The following is a 25,444-nucleotide window of genomic DNA, read 5'->3' on the forward strand; positions in this document are numbered from 1 at the left end:
CTTTAAGAGGGGGACTGGGGCTCGGCAATGGTTGGGAGGGTTTGGGAGAGGGGGCCTACTTGGGTTTGCGTTCTAGCTTGAGACTCTGGGGCCCAGCCTTCGCTGGGATGACGGAGAACGGAAGAACACTTCCGTCGTCCCAGCGAAGGCTGGGACCCGGAATGCTGCGTTAGGCGCGAATTTCAAAGCCCATCGCAATGGTGTTTTTAAAACCACGCCCGAATACCAAGCACCAAACGCGCATCGCCATCGTCTTCTTCGGCCTCGGTATTGCCGTGGCTTTGGTTCCAGGTCAGACCAATGTACGGGGCGAATTCCGGGCGGATCTGGTAGCGCAGGCGCAGGCCCAGTTCGGTGTTGCCAAGGCCTGAACCCACTTCGCGTTCGGGGTCGTTTTTGCCGTAGAAGTTGGCTTCGATCAAGGGCTGGAGGATCAGCCGTTGGGTCAGCAACAGATCGTATTCGGCTTTCAGGCGCAGGGCGCTCTGGCCGGCTTCGCCGAGGTAGGCGGTGGCTTCGGTTTCCAGGCCGTACAGGGGTGTGCCCTGGATGCCGAGGGCGGCCCAGGTTTGCGGGCTGCCGGGTTTGAAGTCTTGGCGGGCACCGAGCAGCAAGTCCCACCAGGGGCTGATGGCGTGGCCCCACAGTGCTTGCAGTTCGGCTTTGTCGGTCGCGCCGTCGGTGCGTTCGCCTTCGCTGCGTAGCCACAGGCGGTCGATATTGCCGCCCAGCCAGGCGTCAATGTCCCAGGCCAGGGCGTTGCCGGCGTCGAGGTTTTGCCATTCCAGGCGGTCGATCAGCAGATAGCTGTTGAGGGCTTGGTCGTGGCTGGCGTGGCCTTGGTGGACAGGCGCAAAGGCAGCTTGGCGGTCGGCGTCGGTGAGGGCGGGCAGGGGTGTGCGACTTTCCGTGGCGGTGGGCAGTGGGGTGCTGCCAGCGCTCATATCGTGGTTCATCGAGCTGTGGTCCATTTCGCCCATGTCCATGCCCGGCATGCTCATGCCGCTGTGCTGGGAGTGGTCCATGGTTTCGGCGGCCTGGGCGTTGCTCAGCAGGGCGGCGGCCAGGGCGGCGCAGGTCAGGCGCTTCATGTCGGTTGTCCTTCTTCTACGCGCACTTCGCGCATCATGCCGGCGTCCATGTGCAGCAGCAGGTGGCAGTGGTAGGCCCAGCGACCGAGAGCGTCGGCGCTGACGCGGTAGCTGCGTTTGCTGCCGGGGGGCATGTCGATGGTGTGTTTGCGGACCTGGAAGTTGCCGTGTTCATCTTCCAGGTCGCTCCACAGGCCGTGCAGGTGAATGGGGTGGCTCATCATGGTGTCGTTGACCAGCACGATGCGCACCCGCTCGCCGTAGCTGAGGCGGATGGGGTCGGCGGCGGAGAAGGGCACGCCGTCGAACGACCAGGCGAATTTTTCCATATGGCCGGTGAGGTGCAGTTCCAGGGTGCGGCTGGGCGCGCGGCCGTCGGGGTCGGCGAAGCTGCTGTGCAGGTCGCTGTAGGTCAGCACGCGGCGGCTGTTGGCGCGCAGGCCCAGGCCCGGGTCGTCGAGTTTCGCTGTGGGGGCCATGGTTTGCATGTCTACCAGCGGGTTGTCGGTTTCGCTGGCGGGGTGCTGTTGCATGCCGGCCATCTGACTGTGGTCCATGCCTTTCATATCGCCATGGTTCATGCCCATGTCGGCCATGCTCAGTTGTGGCCGTGGGTCGAGGACCGGCACGGCGGCGCGCAGGCCCTGGCGCACGGCGAGGGTGGCGCAGGCGTAGCCGCTGCGGTCCATGGCCTGGGCGAAGAGGGTGTAGGCCTCGGCACCTGCGGGCTGGACGATCACGTCGTAGGTTTCCGCTGGGGCCAGGCGCAGTTCGTCGACGCTGACCGGGTTCACCGCTTGGCCATCGGCGGCGATCACGGTCATTTTCAGGCCGGGGATGCGCAGGTCGAAGTAGCTCATGCTGCCGGCATTGATCAGGCGCAGACGCAGGCGTTCGCCAGGCTGGAACAGGCCGGTCCAGTTGGCGTCAGGGGTGTGGCCGTTGATCAGGTAGGTGTAGGTCTGGCCGCTGACGTCGGCGATATCGGTGGGGGTCATGCGCATCTGCGCCCAGGCCAGGCGCTCGCTGAAGGTGGCGCGCCAGCCGTGTTGGCCGACGTCGTCGATAAAGTCGCCGAGGGTGCGTTTGTGGCTGTTGTAGTAGTCGGCCTGTTTTTTCAGGGTACGCAGCAGTTGATTGGGATTTTCGTCGGTCCAGTCGCTGAGCATCACCACGTAGTCGCGCTCATAGGCGACGGCTTCCGGCTCGCGTGGGTCGATCACCAAAGGGCCGTAGACGCCGGCCTGTTCCTGCATGCCGGAGTGGCTGTGGTACCAGTAGGTGCCGTGTTGTTTGACGGTGAACTGGTAGGTGTACAGGCCGTCCGGGGCGATACCGTTGAAGCTCAGGCCGGGCACGCCGTCCATGTTGGCCGGCAGCAGAATGCCGTGCCAGTGGATGGAGGTGTCTTCGCGCAGGCGGTTTTTTACCCGCAGGGTCACGGTGTCGCCTTCGCGCCAGCGTAGCAGCGGGCCGGGCAGGCTGCCGTTGACGGTGATGGCGGTGCGCGGCGCGCCGGTGAAGTTTACCGGGGCTTCGCCAATTACCAGGTCGAAGTTGGTGCCGCTCAATACCTGTTGCTGGCCGGGGCTGGATACCGCCCAGGTTGGGGTGCGCCATAGGCCCAGGCCGCCGAGCACGGTGCCGGCGGCGAGGGTTTTGACGAAGGTGCGTCGGGTGGTCATGGGGTGTTCCAGTCCGAAGGGGTGCCATGGTGTGGTTGCAGCTGCTGGGTGGAGCGAATGGGGTTTGCTGTGAAATTCTGGGTCCCAGCCTGCGCTGGGACGACGGAGGTTTTACCCCTATCACCGTCGTTCCGGCGAAGGCTGGGACCCAGAGTATTGCGCCGTACACAGGTCGCTCTGCACTCAATACTCAGCAGGGTCGTGCTTACCACCGTGGCAAGGTCAAGGCGCAGTTTTAAGCCGCAAGGTTGCCTTGGTGAAATTTTTCGGATAATTTTCATGAAATTATTCTTTATAAATTTCATATGCGTGAATTTGGACGGCTCATGTTTCAGCGCTCTGCCCAGCACGTTGCCAGTTATTACGCCCACAGTTGTGCCGATCTGCTGATCTCGCGTCCGCCGATGCAGGGTGAGCACAATACCGATGTGGTGGTGGTTGGTGCCGGTTTCAGTGGCTTGCATACGGCGTTGCGCCTGGCGCGGGCTGGCAAGCGGGTGACGGTGATCGAGGCCAGTCGTGTGGCCTGGGCCGCCAGTGGCCGTAATGGCGGGCAGGCGATTCTCGGTTGGTCCTGCGATATGCCGCCGCTGGAAGCTGCTCTGGGTCTGGAGCGTGCGCGGCGGCTATGGGACAGCATGCGGTGGGCCGCCCAGGAGCTTCGTGACCTGCCCGGCCGTCACGGCTTTGATTGCGACTACCGCGCCGGCCACCTGTGGACCTCGGTGATGCCGCGGCGCAACGCGATCCTCCATGAATGGCAACACGAGGCCAGCCACAAATGGGGCCACGATGCCCTGCAATTTATCCCCCGCAGCGAGCTGCCCGGTTGGGTGGCCAGCGAGCGCTACCAGGCCGGTTTGTATGACCCCGAAGGCGGTCACCTCAATCCGTTGAAACTGGCCCTGGGTCTGGCTGCGGCCGTCGAGGCGGCCGGCGGACGCATTCACGAGCACAGCAAGGCATTGAGTTATCGCCAGGAAGGCCAGGGCTATGCAGTGAAAACCGAGCAGGGCAGTGTGCGTGCCGATGTTTTGGTGCTGGCCTGCAATGCCTATATCGATAAGCTGGACCCGCCGCTGGCCAAGCGCGTATTGCCGGTGGGCACCTATCAGGTGGCCAGCGCGCCGCTGGACGCCGCCCAGGCCAAGGCCCTGCTACCGACCAATGCCTGCGTCACCGACAACCAGTTTGTGTTGGATTACTTCCGCCTAACCCCCGACCACCGCCTGCTGTTTGGCGGCGGTTGCACCTATCTGGGCGGCATGCCCAAGGATATCGCCGGTGCCACTCGGCCCTTCCTGGAACGGGTATTTCCGCAGCTTAAGGGCGTGCCCATCGAGTTCGCCTGGGGCGGGCATATCGATATCACCCTTAAACGCACCCCGGACCTCGGTCGCGAGGGCAATCGCTACTGGCTGCAGGGCTATTCGGGGCATGGCGTATTACCGACCCTGGCCGGTGCCCGTGCGGTGAGCGACGCCATTCTCGGCAACTCCGACCTTCTTAATCTGTACCAGAGCCTGAGCAACCCAGGCTTCCCCGGCGGCCGTTACCTGGCAGCGCCGCTGGAAGCGGTGGGCAAGGCCTGGTATCGCCTGCGCGACAGCATCTGATGGAGCACACCCCGGTGACCAAAGACGAAGAAATTGCCGCGCTGGCGATCCTGATTCACGACCTGCGCAAGCACAAGAAATACACCCTCAAGGAGCTGGCAGACAAAATCGGCCGCTCGGTGGGTTTTTTGTCGCAGGTGGAGCGTGGCCTGTCGCGCCCGACCGTGGCCGACCTTACCGCCATCAGCCAGGCGCTGGATGTCACCACCACCTACTTCTACAACCTGTCCAAGCCCAAGCAGTTGCCCTGGGTAACTCGCCCGGACGAGCGTCGCACCCTGTATTTCGCCAATGGCATTACCGACATTCTGGTGTCGCCGAAGATGTCCGCGAGTTTCTCCATGCTGGAGAGCTTACTTGAGCCGGGCTCCAGTTCCGGCGAGCGCACCTTGAGCGATATTTCCGAGCAGGGCGGCTACGTGTTGGAAGGCGAGCTGACCCTGTGGTTGGGTGACAGCGATGAGCCGGTGACCCTGCGTACCGGCGATGCCTTCCAGCTCGCCCAACATGCCCATTGCCGCTACGGCAACCTTTCCGAACTGCCCACGCGCGTGCTGTGGGTGTACACCTGATGAACGCTTTAGGAACCGCCACCATGAATGCCGACCTGCTGAACGAAGTGCAGGCTTTCCGCCAGCGCTACCCCGAGGTGCGTTATGTCGACCTGATTTCCCTGGATATTCCCGGGCACTTCTACGGCAAACGCTACCCCGTGGAGATGCTCGAAAAGGTCGCCGCCGGCAGCGCCTTGAAGCTGCCGCAGAACTGCGTGCTGCTGGGGGTGCAGGGCGGGCTGTTCAAGATTGGTGACTACTGCTTCCATGACGGCGACCCGGACGCCGTGCGCCGTCTGGTACCGGGCACGCTCAAACTGGTGACCTGGGAGGCGTCGCCCGTCGGGCAGATGCTGATTACCTCGGATGGCACCGCTGCACCCATCGAGTTCGAACCGCGCGAGGTGTTGGCCCAGGTGCTGCAACGTCTGCGCAAAAAAGGCATTCACCCGGTGGTGGCGTTCGAGCTGGAGTTTTATCTGTTCGACAAAAAACTCCGCGATGGCCTGCCGCAGTTCCCCCGCGATGAGCTGAGTGACGACGGCGACGACATGCCGAATATGCATATCGAGCGCCTCTCGCGGTTTGCCCCGGTGCTTGACGATATGGTCGAAACCGCCCGTGTGCAGGGCATCGACACCACGGTGATCACCGCCGAACTCGGCCCTGGCCAGTTCGAGATCAACTTCGGTCACCTCGACGACGGCCTCAAGGCGGCCGACTGGGCGGCGCTGTTTTGCCGCAGCACCCGTGGCGTGGCGCTCAAGCACGGTTACCGCGCCAGCTTTATGGCCAAGCCGTATCTGGAACATCCGGGCAGCGGCATGCACGTGCATGTCAGCCTGTACGACGCCGACGGTCAGAACCTGTTGGCCGGCAACGAACAACAGGCGCTGCGTCATGCGGTGGCCGGTTGTCTGGAATTGTTGCCGCACTGCATGCCGATCTTTGCCCCCAATCAAAACGCCTACCGCCGCCTGGGCGGTACGGTGAACGCCGCTACCCGCGCCAGCTGGGGTTATGAAGACCGCGATGCCTGTGTGCGCATTCCCGAGTCGGACGCGAAGAACCTGCGTATCGAGCACCGTATTTCCGGTGCCGATGCCAACCCGTATCTGGTGCTGGCGGCCATTCTGGTCGGCCTGGAGCAGGGCCTGGCCAATGGCCGTGAGCCGATTGCACCGCTGAACGAAGACCGTAGCAGCGGCCTGGATTTCCCCCTGGACATCCTTCAAGCCGTGCGTGCCATGCAGCAGCAACCGGAACTGCGCCAGGGTCTGGGTGCCGAGTTTGTGGATGTGTACTGCGAGAACAAGCGTCAGGACCACCTGGCCTTCCTGCAGGAAATCAGCGCCCGCGAGTACCGCTGGTTTCTTTAATTTTTCCCCGCCTGGCACCGTGGTGCCGGGCTGTAAGGAGTGCGTATGAGCAAGTCAGTGAACAACCCCAAGACCCTCGAATGGCAAGCCCTGAGCGATAGCCACCACCTGGCGCCGTTCAGCGACTACAAGCAGCTCAAGCAGGTCGGCCCGCGCATCGTCACCAAGGCCGACGGCGTGTACCTGTGGGACAGCGAAGGCAACAAGATTCTCGACGGTATGGCCGGCCTCTGGTGCGTGGCCATCGGCTATGGCCGTGACGAGCTGGCTGATGCCGCCGCCAAGCAGATGAAAGAGCTGCCGTTCTACAACACCTTCTTTATGACCGCGCACCCGCCGGTGCTGGAACTGGCCAAGACCATCGCCGACCTGGCACCGCCGCATATGAACCATGTGTTTTTCACCGGTTCGGGCTCCGAAGGTAACGACACCATGCTGCGCATGGTTCGTCACTACTGGCAGGTCAAGGGCAAGCCCGAGAAGAAAGTGGTGATTGGCCGTATCAACGGCTACCACGGCTCCACCGTGGCCGGTGCCGCGTTGGGCGGTATGCAAGGCATGCACGAGCAGGGCGGCATGCTGCCGGATATCGTGCATATCCCGCAGCCTTACTGGTTCGGTGAAGGCGGCGATATGAGCCCGGCCGAGTTCGGCATCTGGGCGGCGGATCAGCTGGAAAAGAAAATTCTCGAAGTCGGCGAAGACAAGGTCGCGGCCTTTATTGCCGAGCCGATCCAGGGTGCCGGCGGCGTGATCATTCCGCCCGACACCTACTGGCCGCGCGTGCGCGAAATCCTCGCCAAGTACGACATTCTGTTTGCCGCCGATGAAGTGATCTGTGGTTTTGGCCGTACCGGCGAGTGGTTCGGCAGTGACTACTACGGCAACACCCCGGACCTGATGACCATCGCCAAGGGCCTGACCTCCGGCTATATCCCCATGGGTGGCCTGATCGTCAGCGACAAGGTTGCCGAGGTGATCAACGAAGGCGGCGATTTCAACCACGGCTTTACCTACTCCGGTCACCCGGTGGCGGCGGCTGTGGCGCTGGAAAACCTACGGATCATTCGTGAGGAAAAAATCCTTGAGAACGTCCGCGAACACACCGCGCCTTACCTGCAGCAACGCCTGCGTGAACTGGCGGACCACCCGCTGGTAGGCGAAGTGCGTGGTCTGGGCATGCTCGGTGCCATCGAACTGGTAAAAGACAAAGCCACCCGTAGCCGCTACGAAGGCAAGGGCGTGGGCATGATCTGCCGTGGGCATTGCTTCAACAACGGCCTGGTGATGCGCGCCGTAGGCGACACCATGATCATTGCGCCGCCGCTGGTGATCAGCAAAACCGAGATTGATGAGCTGGTGGAGAAGGCGCGTAAGTGCCTGGATCTGACCTTGGCTGAGCTGGGGTAATCGCGGTTCGGCACCGCAGCGAAGGGGAACGCGATAGGCCGGTGTTTAGCCAACCGAGCTGCAAATTTCCACCGTCGTCCCAGCGCAGGCTGGGACCCAGAATGCTGCGCCGGGCTCGGTATTGAGGCCCGGTTCGAGCGTCTGGGTCCCAGCCTGCGCTGGGACGACGGTGTGTGGGCGTTGATGTTTGATTGTCTTGCGGGCGGCGATGCCAATAAGGGCGTTGCGCAAACAAAAAGCCCGCCATTTCGGCGGGTTTTTTTGTCAGTCGGAGATCTGTCCGGGCGTAGCCGGCTCAGCCGGTTTCTGTCCGGTGTTTTCCACCCAGCCCCCACCCAGGGCCTTGTACAGGTTGACCTCGCTGGTGAGCTGCGCCAGGCGATCGGTGATCAGCGATTGTTGCGCGCTGAACAGCGAGCGCTGGGCGTCGAGGAAGGTCAGGTTGCTGTCGATACCGGTGCGGTAGCGGCGTTCTGCCAGGCGGTAGTAGTCCTGGTTGGCGGCCACGAAGTCACGTTGCGCCTGCAGCTGTTGGTTGTAGGTCTGGCGCGCGGCCAGGCCATCGGAGACTTCCTGGAAGGCGGTCTGGATGGATTTCTCGTACTGGGCTACACGAATGTCTTTCTGGATTTTCGAGTAGTCCAGGCTGGCCTCCAGTTCACCGGCGTTGAAGATCGGGATGCTGATGGTGGGCGAGAAATACCAGCTGCCCGAGCCACCCTTGAACAGGTTGGACAGGTCGGCGCTGCTGCTGCCGGCATTGGCGGTGAGGCTGATGCTGGGGAAAAACGCAGCCCGCGCAGCGCCGATATTGGCGTTGGCGGCTTTGAGCAGGAACTCGGCCTGGAGAATATCCGGGCGGCGTTGCAGCAGATCAGACGGCAAACCGGCGGGCAGTTCTTCCAGCAGGTCGTCGGCCAGCGGCTTGTTGGCCACCAGGTCATCCGGCACCGAGGTGCCGAGCAGCAGGGCCAGGTTGTTGCGGTCCTGGGCGACCAGGCGCTGGTACTGGGCCAGGGCCACGCGTGCGCTTTCCACCGAGGTGCGTGCCTGGCTGAGGTCCAGGGCCGAGGCCACGCCCACTTCATTGCTACGTTGGGTCAGCTTGTAGCTGTCTTCGTAGGTTTTCAGGGTTTCCTGGGTCAGGCGCAACAGCTCCTGGTCGGCGGTCAGGGTCAGGTAGGCATTGGCGACGTTGGCCACCAGGCTGAGCTGGGTGCTACGCCGCGCTTGCTCGCTGGAGAAGTAGGTTTGCAGTGCTTCTTCACTGAGGCTGCGCACGCGACCGAACAGGTCCAGCTCATAGGCACTGACGCCCAGGGTGGCCGAGTACTGGCCGCTGGTGGTGGCCGAGCCGGTTTGCGACAGGTCGCCCGGGGTGCGCTGACGCACGCCGGTACCATCGGCGCTCACCTTGGGAAACAGCTCCGAGCGCTGGATGCGGTACTGCGCGGCGTAGGCGTCGAGGTTCAACGCCGCCACGCGCAGGTCGCGGTTATTGACCAGGGCGGTGTGAATCAGTTGTTGCAGCGCCGGGTCGTGGAAGAATTGGCGCCAGCCTTGCTCGGCTTCGGCCACCTGGGCCGATTCGTTCGGCCCGTAAGCCGGGCCTTGCGGGTAGGCCTGGGCAACCGGCGAGGCCGGCTGCAGGTACTCAGGGATCAGCGAGCAGCCACTGAGCATCAGGCTGGCAATCGCGAGGGACAGGAGTGACTTGCGCATCAGTGGCCAGCCTCATTGCTTGGGGTTTCGGTCTGCTTGCCTTTGAACAGCGAAGAGATCATGACGAAGAACAATGGCACCCAGAAGATCGCCAATACGGTGGCAGTGATCATGCCGCCGATCACGCCGGTACCGATGGCGTGCTGGCTGCCCGAACCGGCACCGGTGGAGATCGCCAATGGCACCACGCCGAGGATAAAGGCCATGGAGGTCATGATGATCGGCCGCAGACGCATGCGGCAGGCTTCAAGCGCCGCTTCGGTAAGCGACTTGCCTTGTTCATGCAGCTCTTTGGCGAATTCGACGATCAGGATGGCGTTTTTCGCCGCCAGACCCACGGTGGTCAACAGCCCCACCAGGAAGAACACATCGTTCGACAAGCCGCGCAGGCTGGTGGCCATCAGGGCACCGATGATACCCAGCGGCACCACCAGAATCACCGCGATCGGAATCGACCAGCTTTCATACAGGGCTGCCAGGCAGAGGAACACCAGCAGCAGCGAGATGGCGTACAGCGCCGGCGCTTGCGAGCCGGACAGACGCTCTTCGTACGACAGACCGGTCCAGGAGTAACCGATACCCGCCGGCAGCTTCTTGGCCAGGGCTTCGACTTCGGCCATGGCTTCACCGGTGGAGTAACCCGGTGCCGGCGAACCCATGATTTCCATGGCTTCTACGCCGTTGTAGCGGGCCAGTTTCGGCGAACCGTAAATCCACGAGCCGGAGGCGAAGGCAGAGAAGGGCACCATCTTGCCTTCGCTGTTGCGCACGTACCATTTCTGCAGGTCTTCCGGGGTCATGCGCGATTTCGCTTCGCCCTGGATATACACCTTCTTCACCCGCCCACGGTCGATGAAGTCGTTGACGTAGCTACCGCCCAGGGCAATCGACAAGGTGTTGTTGATGTCCGAGAGGGTTACGCCCAGGGCGCTGGCGCGCTCATCGTCGACGGTCAGCTGGAACTGCGGTTCATCGTTGAGGCCGTTGGGGCGCACTTGCATCAGCTTTTTGCTCTGCGCGGCCATGCCGAGGAACTGGTTACGCGCTTCCATCAGCTTGTCGTGACCAACGCCGGCACGGTCTTGCAGGAACACGTCGAAGCCGGTGGCGTTACCCAGCTCCAATACCGCTGGCGGGGCAAAGGCGAACACCATGGCATCGCGGAAGCTGAAGAAGTGCTGTTGAGCACGCTGCGCCAGGGCGAAGACGGTGTTCTCTTTGGCGCGCTCGTCCCAGGGCTTGAGCATGATAAAGGCCATGCCCGAGCTCTGACCGCGACCGGCAAAGTTGAAGCCGGTTACGGTAAACACCGAGTTGACCGTATCCGCTTCATCTTTGAGCAGGTAGGCGCGCATTTCATCCACCACCACCTGGGTGCGACCGGCACTGGAACCCGCTGGAGTCTGTACCTGGGCAAACAGCACGCCCTGGTCTTCTTCCGGCAGGAAGGAGGTGGGGATGCGGGTGAACAGCCAGATCATGCCGATAAACAGCACGGCATAGCCCAGCAGGTACGGCGTCTTGTTGCGCAGAATGCTGGCCACGCCACGCTCGTAACCGCGCACGCTGCGGTCGAAGTTGCGGTTGAACCAGCCGAAGAAACCACGTTTCGGTACGCCGTGGCTGCCTTCCTTGACGGGCTTGAGCAGGGTGGCGCACAGGGCCGGGGTGAAGATCAGCGCGACCAGTACCGACAGGCCCATGGCCGAGACGATGGTGATCGAGAACTGGCGATAGATCACCCCGGTGGAACCGCCGAAGAAGGCCATTGGCAGGAGTACTGCCGACAGCACCATGGCGATACCAACCAGAGCGCCCTGGATCTGCCCCATGGACTTCTTGGTGGCTTCCTTGGGCGACAAGTGCTCTTCGGCCATTACCCGTTCGACGTTCTCCACCACCACGATGGCATCGTCCACCAATAGGCCGATGGCCAGCACCATACCGAACATGGTCAGGGTGTTGATGGTGAAACCGGCAGCCGCGAGGATGCCGAAGGTGCCGAGCAATACCACCGGTACGGTCATGGTGGTGATGATGGTGGCGCGGATGTTCTGCAGGAACAGGAACATCACCAGGAACACCAGCACTACGGCTTCGATCAGGGTGTGTACCACCCCTTCGATGGAGGCGGTAACCACCGGCGTGGTGTCATACGGGTACACCGCTTTCATGCCTGGCGGGAAGAACGGCTGCAGGTCGGCGATGGTGGCGCGGATGGCTTTGGCGGTGTCCAGGGCGTTGGCCCCGGTGGCCAGTTTGATCGCCAGACCGGAAGCCGGTTTGCCGTTGAACTGGGCGCTGATGCTGTAGTTTTCGCCGCCCAGTTCGACCTTGGCGACATCTTTGAGGCGTACTTGCGAACCGTCAGAGTTGACCTTGAGCAGAATGTTCTTGAACTGGTCAGCGTTCTGGAAGCGGGTCTTGCCGATGATGGTGGCGTTCAACTGCTGGCCGGCCACCGCTGGCAAACCACCGAGCTGGCCGGAGGAGATCTGCACGTTCTGTGCGGCCACTGCGGTTTTTACGTCCACCGGGGTCAGTTGGTATTTGTTCAGTAACGCCGGGTCGAGCCAGATGCGCATGGCGTACTGGGCACCGAACACCTGGAAGTCACCGACACCGGCGGTCCGCGAGATCGGGTCCTGCATGTTGGAGACGATGTAGTTGGACAGGTCGTCCTTGGTCATGCTGCCGTCTTCGGACACCAGACCCACCACCATCAGGAAGTTCTTCACTGCCTTGGTAACGCGGATCCCCTGTTGCTGCACTTCTTGCGGCAGCAGCGGGGTGGCCAGGTTGAGCTTGTTCTGCACCTGAACCTGGGCGGTATCCGGACTGGTGCCCTGGTTGAAGGTGGCGGTGATGGTCATGCTGCCGTCGGAGTTACTTTCCGAGGTGACATAACGCAGGTTGTCGATACCGTTGAGCTGTTGCTCGATGATCTGCACCACGGTGTCCTGCACGGTTTGTGCGGACGCGCCCGGGTAGGTGACCTGGATGGCGATGGCCGGTGGTGCGATGGCCGGGTACTGGTTGATCGGCAACTTGAGGATGGACAGGGTGCCGACCAGCATGATCACCAGGGCAATTACCCAGGCGAAAATCGGCCGGTCGATAAAGAATTTCGACATGAGTTACTTCCCTTCGCCTGGGGCTTTTTCACTGGCCGGAGCCGACGGTTGCGCTGCGCCGCCATTGGCAGGCGCAACGTTGCTGGCTTCCGACACTTTTACTTCGACGCCCGGTTTGACGTACTGCAGGCCTTCGGTGATGACGCGGTCGCCGGCTTTCAGGCCGTCGTTGATCAGCCAGTCGGTGCCCAGGGTGCGTTCGGCTTTCAGCTGACGCAGCTCGACCTTGTTCTCTGCGTTGACCACCAGCGCGGTGGGCATGCCTTTGAGGTCGCGGGTTACACCTTGTTGTGGGGCGAGGATGGCGTTTTCGTTAACCCCGGCCTGCAGCTGGGCGTGGACGAACATGCCCGGCAGCAGTTGGTGCTGCGGGTTGGGGAACACGGCGCGGATGGTCACCGAACCAGTGCCTTCGTCCACCGACACTTCGGAGAATTCCAGCTTGCCTTCCTGCTCGTACAGGCTGCCGTCTTCCAGCACCAGCTTGACCTTGGCGGCGTTGTCGCCGGCCTTCTGCAGGTTGCCGCTTTCCAGTTCGCGACGCAGTTTCAGCAGTTGCGCGGAGGACTGGGTGACGTCGACGTAGATCGGGTCGAGCTGCTGGATGGTGGCCAGGGCGGTGGTCTGGCCATTGCTCACCAGCGCACCTTCGGTGACCGCGGAACGGCCGATACGACCGGCAATCGGTGCCAGCACTTTGGTGTACCGCAGGTCGATCTGTGCGCTTTGCAGAGCGGCTTCGGCTTGCAGACGCTTGGACACGGCGTCGTCGAATTCCTGGCGGCTTACGGCTTGCTCATTGACCAGCTGCTTGTAACGGTCGGCCAGGGACTTGGCCGACTGCAGGGTGGCTTCGGCGCTTTTCAGGGTGGCTTCGTAAACAGCGGCGTCGATCTGATACAGCTGCTCGCCGGCTTTGACTTCGCGGCCTTCAGTGAACAGACGCTTGAGGATGATGCCGTTCACCTGCGGGCGAACTTCGGCAACGCGGTAGGCATTGGTGCGGCCTGGCAGTTGGCTGACCAGGGAGTAGGCCTGCGGTTTCAAGGTCACCACACCCACTTGCGGGGTTTGTTGTGGCGGCGCTTCAGCTGCTTTTTCGCATCCAGTGAGCAATAAGGTTGCCAGGGCGACGGCGGAAACCAGGGCGGTGTGGGCTGGCTTGAATTGCATGAAAGGCCTCATGTCGATCGGCGCTTTAAAGAGCGTCGGTACGATTGGTTAGTTTTTAAGCGTTTTTAGTTAGGCGGCTGATCAAAGAGTGATCGAAAAGTAAAAATTTAGGGTGGATAGGTAGGATGCTAAGAAATATACTTACATTCACGGCTGTTTGTAAACGCCTAAAACCCACTGTTACATAAGCTTTTTTCAAGCTTTGCTCTTAACTGACGCGACGCTGACAAAAGCCTTACGTGTCGCTAACCAAGGGCTGTTTTTGCATGGTCAGACGTACCAAAGAAGAAGCGCAGGAAACCCGCAGCCAGATTCTCGATGCCGCCGAGCAGGCATTTTACGAGCACGGTGTGGGGCGCACTACGCTGGCCAGAATTGCCGATGTCGCCGGGGTGACCCGGGGTGCCATCTATTGGCATTTCAGCAATAAGAGCGACTTGTTCCAGGCCATTCTCGAACGCGCGCACCTGCCGTTCGAAGAGCTGGCCAAGGCCAGTGAAAGCAGCACCGAGCCCGACCCTCTGGGACGTATGCGCGAACTGCTGGTGCAACTGTTCAAGCAGACCGCCTCGGACGCCAAGGTGCGACGCATCAACGAGATTCTGTTCCACAAATGTGAATACACCGATGAGCTCAATGACCTGCGCCAGCAGATGCAGGACAACAGCATCGACTGCGACCAACGCATCGAACTGACCCTGCGCAACGCCATCAATAAAAACCAGCTGCCGGCCGACCTGGATACCCAGCGCGCGGCGATCTTGCTGCATTCCTTGATTGATGGGGTGTTGGCCAAGTGGCTGCTGGCACCGAAGAGCTTTGCCCTGGGCAAAGAGGCCGAGCGCATGGTGGACGTGGCGCTGGATATGCTGCGCTTGAGCCCGGGTTTGCGCGGGTAGGGGCGCGAGGTCCTATTTTTAAGTAAGGAAATACCTACAGGATCATAAGGGGCGTCCGAGGGCTGCCCCAGGGACGTTGTGGTGGAGTAGAGCTTGTCAGTAAACCGCTTGTTGGTTCGAGCTGTTTACACCTGCTGACCAAGGTCAGGGAGAGCAAGCTCGTTGAAAACTCTATTGGCATTCACCTTTCTGGCCCTGGCCTGCAGCCAGGCTTCGGCTGCCACCATCACCGTGGCCGACGGCAGCAATCTGGGTGACACCACAGTCGTGCCGGCCAGCACAGCGGGTGACCGCTGGATTCTGCAGGGCAACGCCAACCTCTTCGGCCCAGGTGCCTCGCCGGCGGCCAACTTTGCCCGGACCTTGCCCGTTGGCGTCGGCCTGACCATTGAGGCGGCGGCGGGCGGCAGTGTGATTACCCTGAACAACGGCGCATCAGCCTTTGGCAATTTCACCGGCTCGGGGACGGTGACGGTCAATGTGGTCGGCGACCTGACCTTTACCGGCGGCTCGCGCCCCAGCGCCGGTGGCAGTTTGTTTACCGGCACCAATCTCAACCTGAATGCCAGCGAAGGCAGCACCATTACCATCAGCGGTAACCAGGGGCTTGGCACCGGAGGTGCCATCTACGCCAACGGACACCTGAATCTGGCGACCACATCCGGCAATGTGGTCATCACCAACAACCACTCCTCGCAGAATGGCGGCGCGCTGTATAGCCAGATGCCCGGTGGCTTGGCCATCGGCAATGCCAACGGTACTGTGCTGATCACTGACAACTCTGCCGGGCTTATCTCGGGTGCCAACGCTAACTATGGCCATGGGGCGCTGGGAAATGGCGGTGGCAACAATTTCCCGCTGGTTATCACCGGTCGCACGGTGACCATCTCGAGAAATCAGGCTGCCGGTATGGCTGGGGCGATACGTTCGACCGGGGCCATCATCATCAATGGCGATCTGTTTGCCGACGCCAATGCTGCCGGTCTGGCCGGCACCGCATTCGATGGTGGCGCGTTCTCTTCGGGGGTGGGTGTCACGGTCAATGGCAGCACCAGCATGACCAACAACACCACCACCGGCCGCGGCGGTGCCATCTTCGCCGCCGTAGCCGCCACCAGTCCTGGCAATATCAGCCTGTCGTTGAACGGCGGTGATGTGACCTTGCAAAACAATATCGCCGGGCAAGCCGGCGGGGCGATCTTTACCAACACCAATATCGATGTGGCCATCGGCAACGCGGCTGGCGAGGTCACCATCACCGGCAACCGGGCCGGTTACAACGCCGCCGGGCAGGCGCTCAGTGGCGTGCGCGACGGCGGCGCGATTGCCAACCTGGGTGCGGGGGTGGAAACCTTGATCCGCGGTCGTACCATCACCCTGTCCAACAACCTGGCTACCGGGCGAGGCGGTGCCATTTACAGCGATGCGCCATTACGTCTGGACGGTAGCCTGATCGCCCAGGGCAACAGCGCCGGCACCCTTGGCGGGGTGGTCTGGGCCGCTGGCAACCTGACCCTGGCGGCTACCAGTGGCGACATGACCTTCAGCGGCAATAGCCAAGGCACAGCCAGCACCGCCCGGGCCAACGCCCTGTATCTGAACAATGGCGGCGGCAGTGCAGTGGCCACTTTCTTTGCCGACAGCGGCAACGCCATCCGCTTTTTGGATCCGATCACCAGCAACGCGGCTAACGGACTGCTCTCGGTGGTCAGCAATGGTCCCGGCCTGGTGAGTTTCGATGGCTCGCAGTACAGCAGCGCCGCAGATCGTTGGTCGACTGTGTATGCCAACACCAGCGTGCAGGCCGGTACCTTCGAGGTGGCCAACAATGCGGTGTATGGCGTGCATGCCAGCACTGTCGGCAGACCGGCACCCAGCGTATTTACCACCGCGGCGGGCAGCACCTTGCAGGGCGGCAGCAGCGGCACGGTGATTGCCGATCAGCTCACTCTGGGCGGCGATTTGTCCCTTGGCGGGCGGCAGACCGCCCGCAGCTTCTTTACCCTCGACAGCCAGCAGCTCACCTTCGCCCCGGGCAGTCAGGTGTTTTTCAACACCTTCCTCGAGCCCGGCCAACCAACCACTGCCGACCTGCTGGTGCTGGAGCTGGGCGGCAACGCGGTAAATGGCGAGACCGCCCTGCGGGTGGGCAGTTTGGCCGGGCTGGGCGGCCCCACCAGCGGGCTGGGTGTGCAAGTGGTGCAGGGCAACAACGGCACTACCGCCGGTGCCTTTACCTTGGGCAGCCGGGTGGCGGCGGGCGTTTATGAGTACAGCCTGTTCTACGGTGCCGATCCCGTCACCGGCGGCGACCCTGCCGACCAGAACTGGTACCTGCGCTCGACCCGGGTTGCCAGCGATCCCGAAGAAGCCAGCCTGCCGAATTACCGTGACGAGGTGCCGGTGAACCTGGCCGTGCCCGCCATGCTCAACCGCCTGGGCCTGGCCATGCTCGGCACTTATCACGACCGGGTAGGGGCCGATCAATACCCTCAGGTAACTGCCGACCCCAGTGCACAGCCCGCTACCTGGAGCCGGGTATATGGCCAGCGCGGTTCGGTGGGTTACGACCACGGCGGCAGTGCGTCCAGCCGTCTGCAAAGCTTTACCCGCAATGGCCCGACCTACGACTACACGGTTACCGGCATGGCCGCCGGTGCGGATCTGTATCGCCATGCCAACACCGATGGCAGCCACGACAGCGCCGGTGCCTATGTTGCCGTCGGCCGCGCCAGCGCGGATGTGGCTGGCGTGTACGGTGGCAATGCCGGTACGTCGGGCGTCAACGGCTATTCCCTGGGCGGCTACTGGAACCGCAAGGGCGACAGCGGGGCTTATCTGGACACTGTGGTGCAGGCGACCTGGTACGACAACCTGCGTGCCCGCTCCAGCCAGGGCGAATCCGCGGAGTTCCGCGCCTATGGGCTGCTCGGCTCGCTGGAGGGCGGCTATCCGATCGAGCTGGGTGGCAATGTTGTGGTCGAGCCGCAGGCGCAGGTGATTCACCAGCACACTGGCATTGATGATGGTGCCGACCGTTTTGCCCGCATCGACCAGGGCAATCTCGATATGACCTACGGTCGCCTGGGTGTGCGCCTGGTGCATCAGCAAGACCGCCAGAGTGGTCGGCCCCTGACCACCTGGCTACGGCTTAACGCCTGGCAAGCATTTGGCAGCGACGCCAGCACCACTTTTTCGGCACCCAGCGGCCGTTTTCCTGTGACCCTGCATGCCGATATGAACGGCAGTTGGGGGCAGGCCGGACTTGGTGTGTCGGGGTTGCTGCAGAGCAATCTGGAAGTGTTCGCCAGCACCGACTACAACCTGGCCCTGGACGGCGACAATAGCCATGGGGTGGAGGGGCGGGTGGGGTTGAACTGGACGTGGTAGAGCGCGGGTAGGTTGGATTGGTCTTCGCGGCGCTCACCGAACGCAGACCGACCCAACCTGCCGCGGCGTTAGCGCCGCACGCCTTTCAGGGTTTCGGCAATCAGGAAGGCCAACTCCAGCGACTGATCGGCGTTCATCCGCGGGTCGCAGTGGGTGTGGTAGCGGTCGGACAAACCATCTTCGGTAATCGGCCGCGAGCCGCCGATGCATTCGGTGACGTTCTGTCCGGTCATCTCGATATGAATGCCGCCGGCATAGGTGCCTTCAGCTTCGTGGACCTGGAAGAACTGTTTCACCTCGGCAAGGATCTGCGCGAAGTCGCGGGTCTTGTAGCCGCTGGAAGCCTTGATGGTGTTGCCGTGCATGGGGTCGGAGCTCCACAGCACATGGCGGCCTTCTTCTTTTACCGTGCGCAGCAAACGCGGCAGGCCGGCTTCGACCTTGTCGGCACCCATGCGCACGATCAGGTTGAGGCGGCCTGGATCGTTGTCCGGGTTGAGGATATCGATCAGGCGGATCAGGTCTTCGCTGCTCATGCTCGGCCCGCACTTCACGCCGATGGGGTTGCCGACGCCACGCAGGAATTCCACATGGGCACCGTCCACCTGACGGGTGCGGTCGCCGATCCACAGCATATGCGCCGAGCAGGCGTAGTCGCCGCCGGTCAGGCTGTCGCGGCGCACAAAGGCTTGCTCGTAATTCAGCAGCAGCGCTTCGTGGGCAGTGAAGAAGCTGGTCTCGCGGACTTGCGCCAAGGTGTCCATGCCGCAGGCGCGCATAAAGGCCAGGGTTTCGTCGATGCGGTCAGCCAGTTGGTTGTACTTTTCGCCGAGCGCCGAGTTCTCGATAAATTCCAGGTTCCATTTGTGCACTTGATGCAGGTCGGCAAAACCGCCCTGGGCAAAGGCGCGCAGCAGGTTGAGGCTGGCGGTGGACTGGTGGTAGGCCTGCAGCAGGCGCTCCGGGTCTGGCACGCGGCTTTTGGCGTCGAAGCCGATGCCGTTGACGATATCGCCGCGGTAGGCGGGCAGGGTGATGCCGTCGATGGTTTCGTCATTGGCCGAACGCGGCTTGGCGAACTGGCCAGCCATGCGCCCGACTTTTACCACCGGGCTGCCGGCGGCGAAGGTCATGACGATGGCCATCTGCAGCAGCACCTTGAAGGTGTCGCGAATTTTCGCCGCGCTGAACTCGGCAAAGCTCTCGGCGCAATCGCCCCCTTGCAGTAGAAACGCACGGCCCTGGGTGACCTCGGCAAACTGGCGGCGCAGTTCGCGCGCTTCGCCGGCAAACACCAGTGGCGGATAACCGGCCAGGGTTTGTTCAACGGTGCTCAGGTGGGCGGCGTCTGGGTACTGCGGTTGCTGCTGGATGGGTTTAGCTCTCCAGCTGCTGGGGCTCCATGGTTGCGACATCGAGGTTCTCGGCTCAAGCAGATTAGGCGGACAGGCATGGTAACCGATCAGCCCGGGCTCACAAGCGCAGAGGCTGCCGATTGGCGCGATAGAGGCACTGCATACGCGTTTTTAGAACAATGTCCACGGCGCGATCAGCAATACGCCGGTGATCATCAGCAGCGCATAGATGCCGTTTCGGAAATAGCGCTCGTGCACTTGTCGATGCAGGCGCTCGCCTGCCCACACGCCGAGCACCAGCAAGGGCGCATAACTCAGCACCTGCGGCAGTGCCGGCAGCAGCCGGCCATCGAGCAGAAAGGCCAGGGTCAGCAGCCCGTTGAGGGTGAACCACACCGCCACCAGAGTGGCGCGCAGGCGGCTTTTATCCAGATTGCTGCCGGCCAGGGCGAACACCAGCAACGGCCCGCCAGAGGCAAACAGGCCATGACAGATACCCGCGGCGGTGGTGATGGCGCGCATGATCCAGATCGGTACATGGCGGACTTTTGCGCTCGGGCGGCGCAGCAGCTCTCGCGCGGCGAACCACAACACCAGCACACCAAAGCCGCGTTTCAGCGCCTGGCCGTCCAGCCACGGCAACAGGCAATAGCCCAGCAGCGTTCCCAGCAGCATGCCCGGCAGAATGCTGCCGAGCAGCAAGCGCCGGTCGATCAGGCGTCGGTAGCGCCAGCTCAGGTACCCGGTCATGGCGATATTCAGCGGCACCAGAATCGGCAGCAGTTGCTCAATGGGCAGCAGCAGGGCCCCCAGCGACAGGGCAATCACCACGCTGCCGAAACCGGTAATGGCTTCCAGGGTGTAGGCCAGCAGAATAAAAACGCCTAGCGCCAGATGAACCTCAGGTGGCATTCGCGGTGGCGCCCAATGGCGTCGCGTGTGCCTCGGCCAGGGCCAGTTCGGCGGCGTGTTCGGCGATGCTCTGGCGGTAGGTATCTTTGTGTACGTAGTAGGCCATGCGCTCCAGTTCCAGGTACTGGTAACCGCCATCCAGACGAATACTGGCGCGCTCGCGCTTGGTGGCCTGGAAGGCTTTGGCCGCCGGGCTGTCGGCCTGCAGCTGGCGAATAAACAGCGCTACCAGTTCGGCCTGCTCGGCACGCCCCTGCCAGCCCAGGCCCGAGGCCTCGACCATGCCCATCATAAATAGGTCGTCGTACTCGGGATGGAACACATTGAGGTACAGCTTTGGCGCACCGGCAGTCTCCGGCCAGTTGAGGTGGCTGCGCTGGATAAAGGGGTAGTCCAGCTTGTAGCCGGTACCCTGCAGAATCAGGTCGTACTCGGCCTGCTCGCCGTCGGTGAAGGTCACCCATTTGCCGTCGACATTGACCACGTCGCGGCGCGCCTTGATATCGCCATGGCCAAGGTGATGCAGAACCAGGGAGTTCACCACCGGGTGCGATTCGTAGAGTTTGTAATCCGGGTCCGGCAGCCCGTAGTTGGACGGCTTGCCGATCAGCGCGCGAATCAGCAGGCCGTCGATGCGTTGCTTCAAGGCACGCGGCAGTTTTACCGCGCCGCCAAAGGTGTCGATGGGCCGGCCGAGGAGGAATTTGGGCAGGAAGTAGTAGCCGCGGCGCACCGAGAGGTCCACCGAAGCGGCGCGGTGCACGGCGTCCACGGTGATATCGCAGGCCGAGTTGCCGCAGCCGACGATCAACACGCGCTTGCCGGCGAAAATCTCCGCCGAGCGATAGTCGCTGGAGTGCAGCAGCTCGCCGCTGAACTGGCCCGGCAGCTTGGCCAGGTTGGGTTTGTGCAGGGTGCCATTGGCAATCAGCACGCCGTCGAACTGCCATTCATGGGCGACGCCGGCTTTTTCCGTGTACAGCTTCCAGCCTTTCTCCTGACGCTCCATACGCAGCACGCGGGTGCCGAACTGGAAGTTTTCATAGAGGCCGAAATGCTCGGCATAGTCGCGGAAGTAGCGGCGCATTTCGCTGTGGTGCGGGTAGGGTGCCACCTCGTCACGCATAGGGAATTCGCTGAACTGGGTGGTGCCCTTGGAAGAGATCAGATGCGCCGAGTCGTACATGGTGCTGTGGGGATTATCGATATCCCACAGGCCGCCGACGTCGTCGTGTAGCTCGAAGCCGATAAAGGCGATGCCGTGTTTTTGCAGCTGTCGGGCAGTGCACAGGCCCATAGGACCGGCACCAATGATGGCGTACATAAATGACGTGCTCCTGAATTTCTTATTGTAGGCAGGGCTTGAGTGGGCGAATTATCGCGTGACCAGGCCCCGACTCTTCAATGACAATCTGCGCCTTTCCCTGCAAACCTCTGGTCGGGGATGTCATGAACGCTGGAGACTGCAATGCCTGAACAGCCGCCACGGGACGAGCTGACCGAAGAGCTGCTATTGGCCGAGGTGCATGACGAGCACGGGGTGATCAAGGTCATGCAGGTGGGCGACTACCGCTTTCTCGAGTTTGGCGATGCCATCGAGCAGAGCTGCGTGTTCCTGCCCGAGCCCACTTGGCTGGAGTACGACTACACCCGCGCCATGTTTATTGGCGCGCTGTGCCACGAGCAGCCGGACAGTGCGCTGTTTCTCGGCCTTGGTGCCGGTACCCTGACCCAGGCCTGTCTGAAGTTTCTGCCGCTGGAGGATGTCGAGGCCATCGAGCTGCGCCCGGATGTGCCGCGCCTGGCCATGGAATATATGGGCCTGGACGATGATCCGCGGCTGTACGTGCGCATCGGCGATGCCCTGGAGCTGCTGGAAAGTGCCGAGTGTGCCGACTTGATTTTCGTCGACCTGTATACCGACACCGGCCCCGCCGTTGGCCATCTGGCCTGGCGCTTTCTCGAAGGCTGTCAGCAGCGCCTCAATCCGGGCGGCTGGCTGGTGATCAACCAATGGGCCAGTGACGACGGCAAGCCCCTGGGCGCGGCACTGCTGCGTGGGTTGTACCACCGTCACTACTGGGAGCTGCCGGTCAAGGAGGGCAATGTGATCCTGCTCGTGCCGGCCGATCTCGATCAGCAACTGGATATCGCCGCGCTGGAGCAACGCGCGGCGGCGTTGCAGGCGCAGCTCGGTTATTCCCTCCAGCCTCTGATCGAGTTGGTTCGCCCGGCCACCTGAATCAGCGCCCTTTGAATGTGCCGGGGCGGCGTTCCTGCATGGCGCGTACGCCTTCCTGGGCATCCTCGCTGGCCATCAGCCGGCGCATGGTTAGCGGCAGGTTGGCGGCGGCCGCGTCTTCACCTTCGTTGATGGTCTGGCGTGCCGAGGCCAGGGTGGCCTGCACGCCCAGCGGTGCCTGGGCGGCCACCCGTTCGGCGAGGTACAGGGCACGCGGCAGCAGGTCTTCGCTGGCCAGCACTTCCTGAACCAGGCCAAGGCGGCAGGCTTCGTGGGCGTCGAACTCGTCACCGGTCAGCAGCCAGCGCATGGCATTGCCCCAGCCAGCGGTCTGATGCATGCGCAGGGTGGCACCGCCAAAAGGAAAGATGCCGCGCTGCACTTCCATCTGGGCAAAACGGGTATTGCTGGCGCACAGGTTGATATCGGAGGCGAGCATCAGCTCGATACCGATGGTGTAGCAGTACCCCTGCACGGCAACGATCACCGGCTTGCTCACTCGCGGCCCACCGAATACGCCCCAGGGGTCGCAGCCGCCCGGCGGAATCTGCCAGCCGCTGACAAAGGTGGCGGCGACATTGGCCAGATCCAGGCCGGCGGTGAAGTGCTCGCCATGGGCAAACACCAGCGCCACCCGGGCTTCGCTGTCGCGTTCGAATTCGCCGTAGGCCAGAGTCAGGTCGTTGAGCAGCGGCAGGTCAAAGGCATTGCGTTTCGCCGCCCGGTCGAGGCCGATGAGCATGATGTGCCCACGTTTTTCACGGGTAACGCGGCCTTCGTTGCTGCTGCTCATGGCGATTTATCCTTATTGGAAGTGGCAAGAAAGAGGGCGACTGGTGCGGTATAGCTGGGCTGCTTTGGCTTGTCCATGTACGCCTGTGCGCCACGGCTCACAAGCGTTGCAGCGGTCTAAATCGGTGACCGGCTGGCGGAGCGTCAGGATTTTCTTGGCAAAACTTTCACCGAGGTCAAGATTTTCCGGTATAGTGCGCGCCGGCTTCAGACAGCCGTGTTCAGGTTTTGCAGGTTTTTCCCGGAGCGAGCTTCGGTTGCAGTTCACCAAGTGAGCATCCTGAATATCTTCTTTTTTCATTAATACGTTTTCGCAAATCCCCGCCTACAGGGCTGCCAGGGTTACCTTCGGGTCTTACACGGCATGCGCAGCTTTGGAACATGGGTCTTTGCGGATGCACTTTGAGGCAGACCCATGACCCAGGTATCCGGCGGCTTCGCCGCGCTCGGACTTAACCCCAATATTCTCGCTGCAGTAATCGCTACCGGTTACGAAGAGCCGTCGGCTATTCAATTGCAGGCCATTCCGGTCATTCTTGCCGGCCACGACATGATCGGCCAGGCGCAAACCGGTACTGGTAAAACCGCCGCTTTCGCCCTGCCAATTCTGAATCGCATCGACCCCGCCAAGCGCGAAGTACAAGCGCTGATCCTGGCACCGACCCGCGAGCTGGCCCTGCAGGTTGCTACCGCTTTCGAAACCTACTCCAAGCAAATGCCTGGCGTTAACGTGGTTGCCGTTTACGGCGGCGCACCGATGGGCCCACAACTGAAAGCCATCCGTAATGGCGCTCAAATTGTTGTGGCTACCCCGGGTCGCTTGGTTGACCACCTGCGTCGCGACGAAAAAGTGCTGTCGACTATTCAGCACCTGGTTCTCGACGAAGCGGACGAAATGCTCAAGCTGGGCTTTATGGATGACCTGGAAGTTATCTTCAAGGCCATGCCGGCTACCCGTCAGACCGTACTGTTCTCGGCCACCCTGCCGCACTCGATTCGCGCCATTGCTGAAAAGCACCTGCGTGACCCGAAGCACGTCAAAATCGAAACCAAAACCCAGACCGTGACCGCCATTGAGCAGGCTCACTTGCTGGTTCACGCTGACCAGAAGCACGCTGCCGTACTGCGTCTGCTGGAAGTGGAAGACTTCGACGCGCTGATCGCCTTCGTACGTACCAAGCAAGCCACCCTGGACCTGGCCGCCGCGCTGGAAGCCAAAGGCTACAAGGCTGCTGCGCTGAACGGCGATATCGCCCAGAACCAGCGTGAGCGCGTGATCGAGTCGCTCAAAGATGGCCGTCTGGACATCGTTGTCGCTACCGACGTTGCTGCTCGTGGTCTCGACGTACCGCGCATCACCCACGTAATGAACGTGGACATGCCGTACGACCCGGAATCCTACGTACACCGTATCGGCCGTACCGGCCGTGCTGGCCGTACCGGTCGCGCCCTGCTGCTGGTGACTCCACGTGAGCGTCGCATGCTGCAAGTGATCGAGCGCGTTACCGGGCAGAAAGTTGCCGAAGTGCGCCTGCCAAACGGCCAGCAAGTGCTGGACGCCCGCATCAAGAAGCTGACCAACGCCCTCGCGCCGCTGGTTGCCGATGCCGAAGCCAGCCACGGTGATCTGCTCGATCGTCTGACCGCTGATATCGGTTGCAGCCCGCGTGCCCTGGCCGCGGCCCTGCTGCGCAAGGCCACCAATGGCCAAGCGCTGACCCTGGCGGAAGTGGAGCGTGAGCAGCCACTGGTGCCGACCAGCGCACCGCGTGAGCGTAGCGAGCGTCCTGCCGGTTCCGAGCGTAGCGAGCCGCGTGAGCGTCGCGCTCCAATGCCGCTGGCCGAAGGCCGTGCCCGTTGCCGTACCGCCCTGGGCGCACGCGACGGTATCGCCGCCAAGAACCTGCTGGGCGCGATCCTCAACGAAGGCGGCCTGGCCCGCGAAGCCATCGGCCGCATCCAGGTGCGCGACAGCTTCAGCCTGGTTGAACTGCCGGAAGAAGGTCTGGAGCGTCTGCTGACCAAGTTGAAAGACACTCGCGTTGCCGGTAAGCAGCTGAAGCTGCGTCGCTATCGCGAAGACTAAGCGC

17 protein-coding genes and 1 pseudogene are annotated in these 25,444 nt (G+C 62.2%); 8 read left to right on the forward strand and 10 right to left on the reverse strand.

Annotated features, from left to right (window positions below):
- Positions 1–206: 206 nt before the first annotated feature.
- Positions 207–1,091 (reverse strand): copper resistance protein B, encoded by an 885-nt coding sequence (locus ACVW0Y_RS18705; RefSeq protein ID WP_457440331.1) that lies wholly within the window; start codon positions 1,089–1,091, stop codon positions 207–209.
- Positions 1,088–2,776 (reverse strand): copper resistance system multicopper oxidase, encoded by a 1,689-nt coding sequence (locus tag ACVW0Y_RS18710; protein WP_457440333.1) that lies wholly within the window; start codon positions 2,774–2,776, stop codon positions 1,088–1,090. The genes ACVW0Y_RS18705 and ACVW0Y_RS18710 overlap by 4 nt, the downstream gene beginning before the upstream one ends.
- A 326-nt stretch (positions 2,777–3,102) precedes the next feature.
- On the opposite strand from ACVW0Y_RS18710, the gene ACVW0Y_RS18715 reads away from it, so the two are divergent.
- From ACVW0Y_RS18715 to ACVW0Y_RS18730, 4 genes are read left to right on the forward strand one after another with little or no spacing between them, the layout of a single operon-like run.
- Positions 3,103–4,392, forward strand: a complete 1,290-nt coding sequence (locus tag ACVW0Y_RS18715) for an NAD(P)/FAD-dependent oxidoreductase (protein WP_457440335.1) — start codon at positions 3,103–3,105, stop codon at positions 4,390–4,392.
- Between the two features lie 14 nt (positions 4,393–4,406).
- Entirely contained in the window at positions 4,407–4,964 is a 558-nt protein-coding gene (locus ACVW0Y_RS18720) for a helix-turn-helix domain-containing protein (protein ID WP_457440337.1), read from the forward strand.
- Between the two features lie 23 nt (positions 4,965–4,987).
- The gene (locus ACVW0Y_RS18725; RefSeq protein ID WP_457440383.1) at positions 4,988–6,325 is read left to right on the forward strand and encodes a glutamine synthetase family protein; all 1,338 of its coding nucleotides are present in this window, start codon (positions 4,988–4,990) and stop codon (positions 6,323–6,325) included.
- A 45-nt stretch (positions 6,326–6,370) separates the two neighbouring features.
- Positions 6,371–7,735 (forward strand): aspartate aminotransferase family protein, encoded by a 1,365-nt coding sequence (locus ACVW0Y_RS18730; RefSeq protein WP_457440339.1) that lies wholly within the window; start codon positions 6,371–6,373, stop codon positions 7,733–7,735.
- Between the two features lie 264 nt (positions 7,736–7,999).
- On the opposite strand, the gene adeC is transcribed toward ACVW0Y_RS18730, so the two are convergent.
- The 3 genes from adeC to ACVW0Y_RS18745 are packed head-to-tail and all read right to left on the reverse strand — an operon-like array spanning position 8,000 to position 13,764.
- The gene (gene adeC / locus ACVW0Y_RS18735; RefSeq protein ID WP_457440341.1) at positions 8,000–9,457 is read right to left on the reverse strand and encodes an AdeC/AdeK/OprM family multidrug efflux complex outer membrane factor; all 1,458 of its coding nucleotides are present in this window, start codon (positions 9,455–9,457) and stop codon (positions 8,000–8,002) included.
- Positions 9,457–12,591, reverse strand: coding sequence for an efflux RND transporter permease subunit (locus tag ACVW0Y_RS18740; protein ID WP_457440342.1), 3,135 nt, complete (start codon positions 12,589–12,591; stop codon positions 9,457–9,459). The genes adeC and ACVW0Y_RS18740 overlap by 1 nt, the downstream gene beginning before the upstream one ends.
- 3 nt (positions 12,592–12,594) lie before the next feature.
- Positions 12,595–13,764 carry an efflux RND transporter periplasmic adaptor subunit gene (locus tag ACVW0Y_RS18745; protein WP_457440344.1) on the reverse strand — a complete coding sequence of 390 codons (1,170 nt, stop codon included), beginning with the start codon at positions 13,762–13,764 and terminating at the stop codon, positions 12,595–12,597.
- Between the two features lie 266 nt (positions 13,765–14,030).
- Here ACVW0Y_RS18745 and ACVW0Y_RS18750 point away from each other — a divergent pair, with 266 nt between their 5' ends.
- Together ACVW0Y_RS18750 and ACVW0Y_RS18755 are read left to right on the forward strand one after the other, a co-directional pair.
- Positions 14,031–14,663, forward strand: a complete 633-nt coding sequence (locus ACVW0Y_RS18750; protein WP_457440346.1) for a TetR family transcriptional regulator — start codon at positions 14,031–14,033, stop codon at positions 14,661–14,663.
- A gap of 162 nt (positions 14,664–14,825) precedes the next feature.
- Positions 14,826–18,053 carry an autotransporter outer membrane beta-barrel domain-containing protein gene (locus ACVW0Y_RS18755; RefSeq protein ID WP_457440348.1) on the forward strand — a complete coding sequence of 1,076 codons (3,228 nt, stop codon included), beginning with the start codon at positions 14,826–14,828 and terminating at the stop codon, positions 18,051–18,053.
- 68 nt (positions 18,054–18,121) lie between these two features.
- Here the strand turns inward: ACVW0Y_RS18755 and ACVW0Y_RS18760 are convergent, their stop codons facing one another.
- The 3 genes from ACVW0Y_RS18760 to ACVW0Y_RS18770 form a co-directional block, all read right to left on the reverse strand.
- Positions 18,122–19,468, reverse strand: coding sequence for a class II 3-deoxy-7-phosphoheptulonate synthase (locus ACVW0Y_RS18760; RefSeq protein WP_457440350.1), 1,347 nt, complete (start codon positions 19,466–19,468; stop codon positions 18,122–18,124).
- 111 nt (positions 19,469–19,579) lie between these two features.
- Positions 19,580–20,320 carry a sulfite exporter TauE/SafE family protein gene (locus ACVW0Y_RS18765; protein ID WP_457440352.1) on the reverse strand — a complete coding sequence of 247 codons (741 nt, stop codon included), beginning with the start codon at positions 20,318–20,320 and terminating at the stop codon, positions 19,580–19,582.
- Positions 20,310–21,644: a flavin-containing monooxygenase gene (locus ACVW0Y_RS18770; protein ID WP_457440354.1), complete on the reverse strand. Its 1,335-nt coding sequence runs from the start codon at positions 21,642–21,644 to the stop codon at positions 20,310–20,312. The genes ACVW0Y_RS18765 and ACVW0Y_RS18770 overlap by 11 nt, the downstream gene beginning before the upstream one ends.
- A gap of 171 nt (positions 21,645–21,815) precedes the next feature.
- Here ACVW0Y_RS18770 and ACVW0Y_RS18775 point away from each other — a divergent pair, with 171 nt between their 5' ends.
- Complete coding sequence (locus ACVW0Y_RS18775; RefSeq protein ID WP_457440385.1) at positions 21,816–22,562, forward strand: spermidine synthase; 747 nt, start codon at positions 21,816–21,818, stop codon at positions 22,560–22,562.
- 1 nt (position 22,563) lies between these two features.
- Here ACVW0Y_RS18775 and ACVW0Y_RS18780 read toward each other — a convergent pair whose 3' ends face one another.
- On the reverse strand, positions 22,564–23,355 hold the full coding sequence (locus ACVW0Y_RS18780) for a crotonase/enoyl-CoA hydratase family protein (protein WP_457440356.1): 792 nt from the start codon (positions 23,353–23,355) through the stop codon (positions 22,564–22,566).
- A 12-nt stretch (positions 23,356–23,367) separates the two neighbouring features.
- Positions 23,368–23,655, reverse strand: coding sequence for a hypothetical protein (locus tag ACVW0Y_RS18785; protein ID WP_457440358.1), 288 nt, complete (start codon positions 23,653–23,655; stop codon positions 23,368–23,370).
- A gap of 80 nt (positions 23,656–23,735) precedes the next feature.
- Here ACVW0Y_RS18785 and ACVW0Y_RS18790 point away from each other — a divergent pair.
- A pseudogene (locus tag ACVW0Y_RS18790) lies at positions 23,736–25,440 on the forward strand (DEAD/DEAH box helicase).
- The last annotated feature ends 4 nt before the right edge of the window (positions 25,441–25,444 follow it).

This window comes from Pseudomonas sp. TE3786 (genome assembly GCF_054057335.1).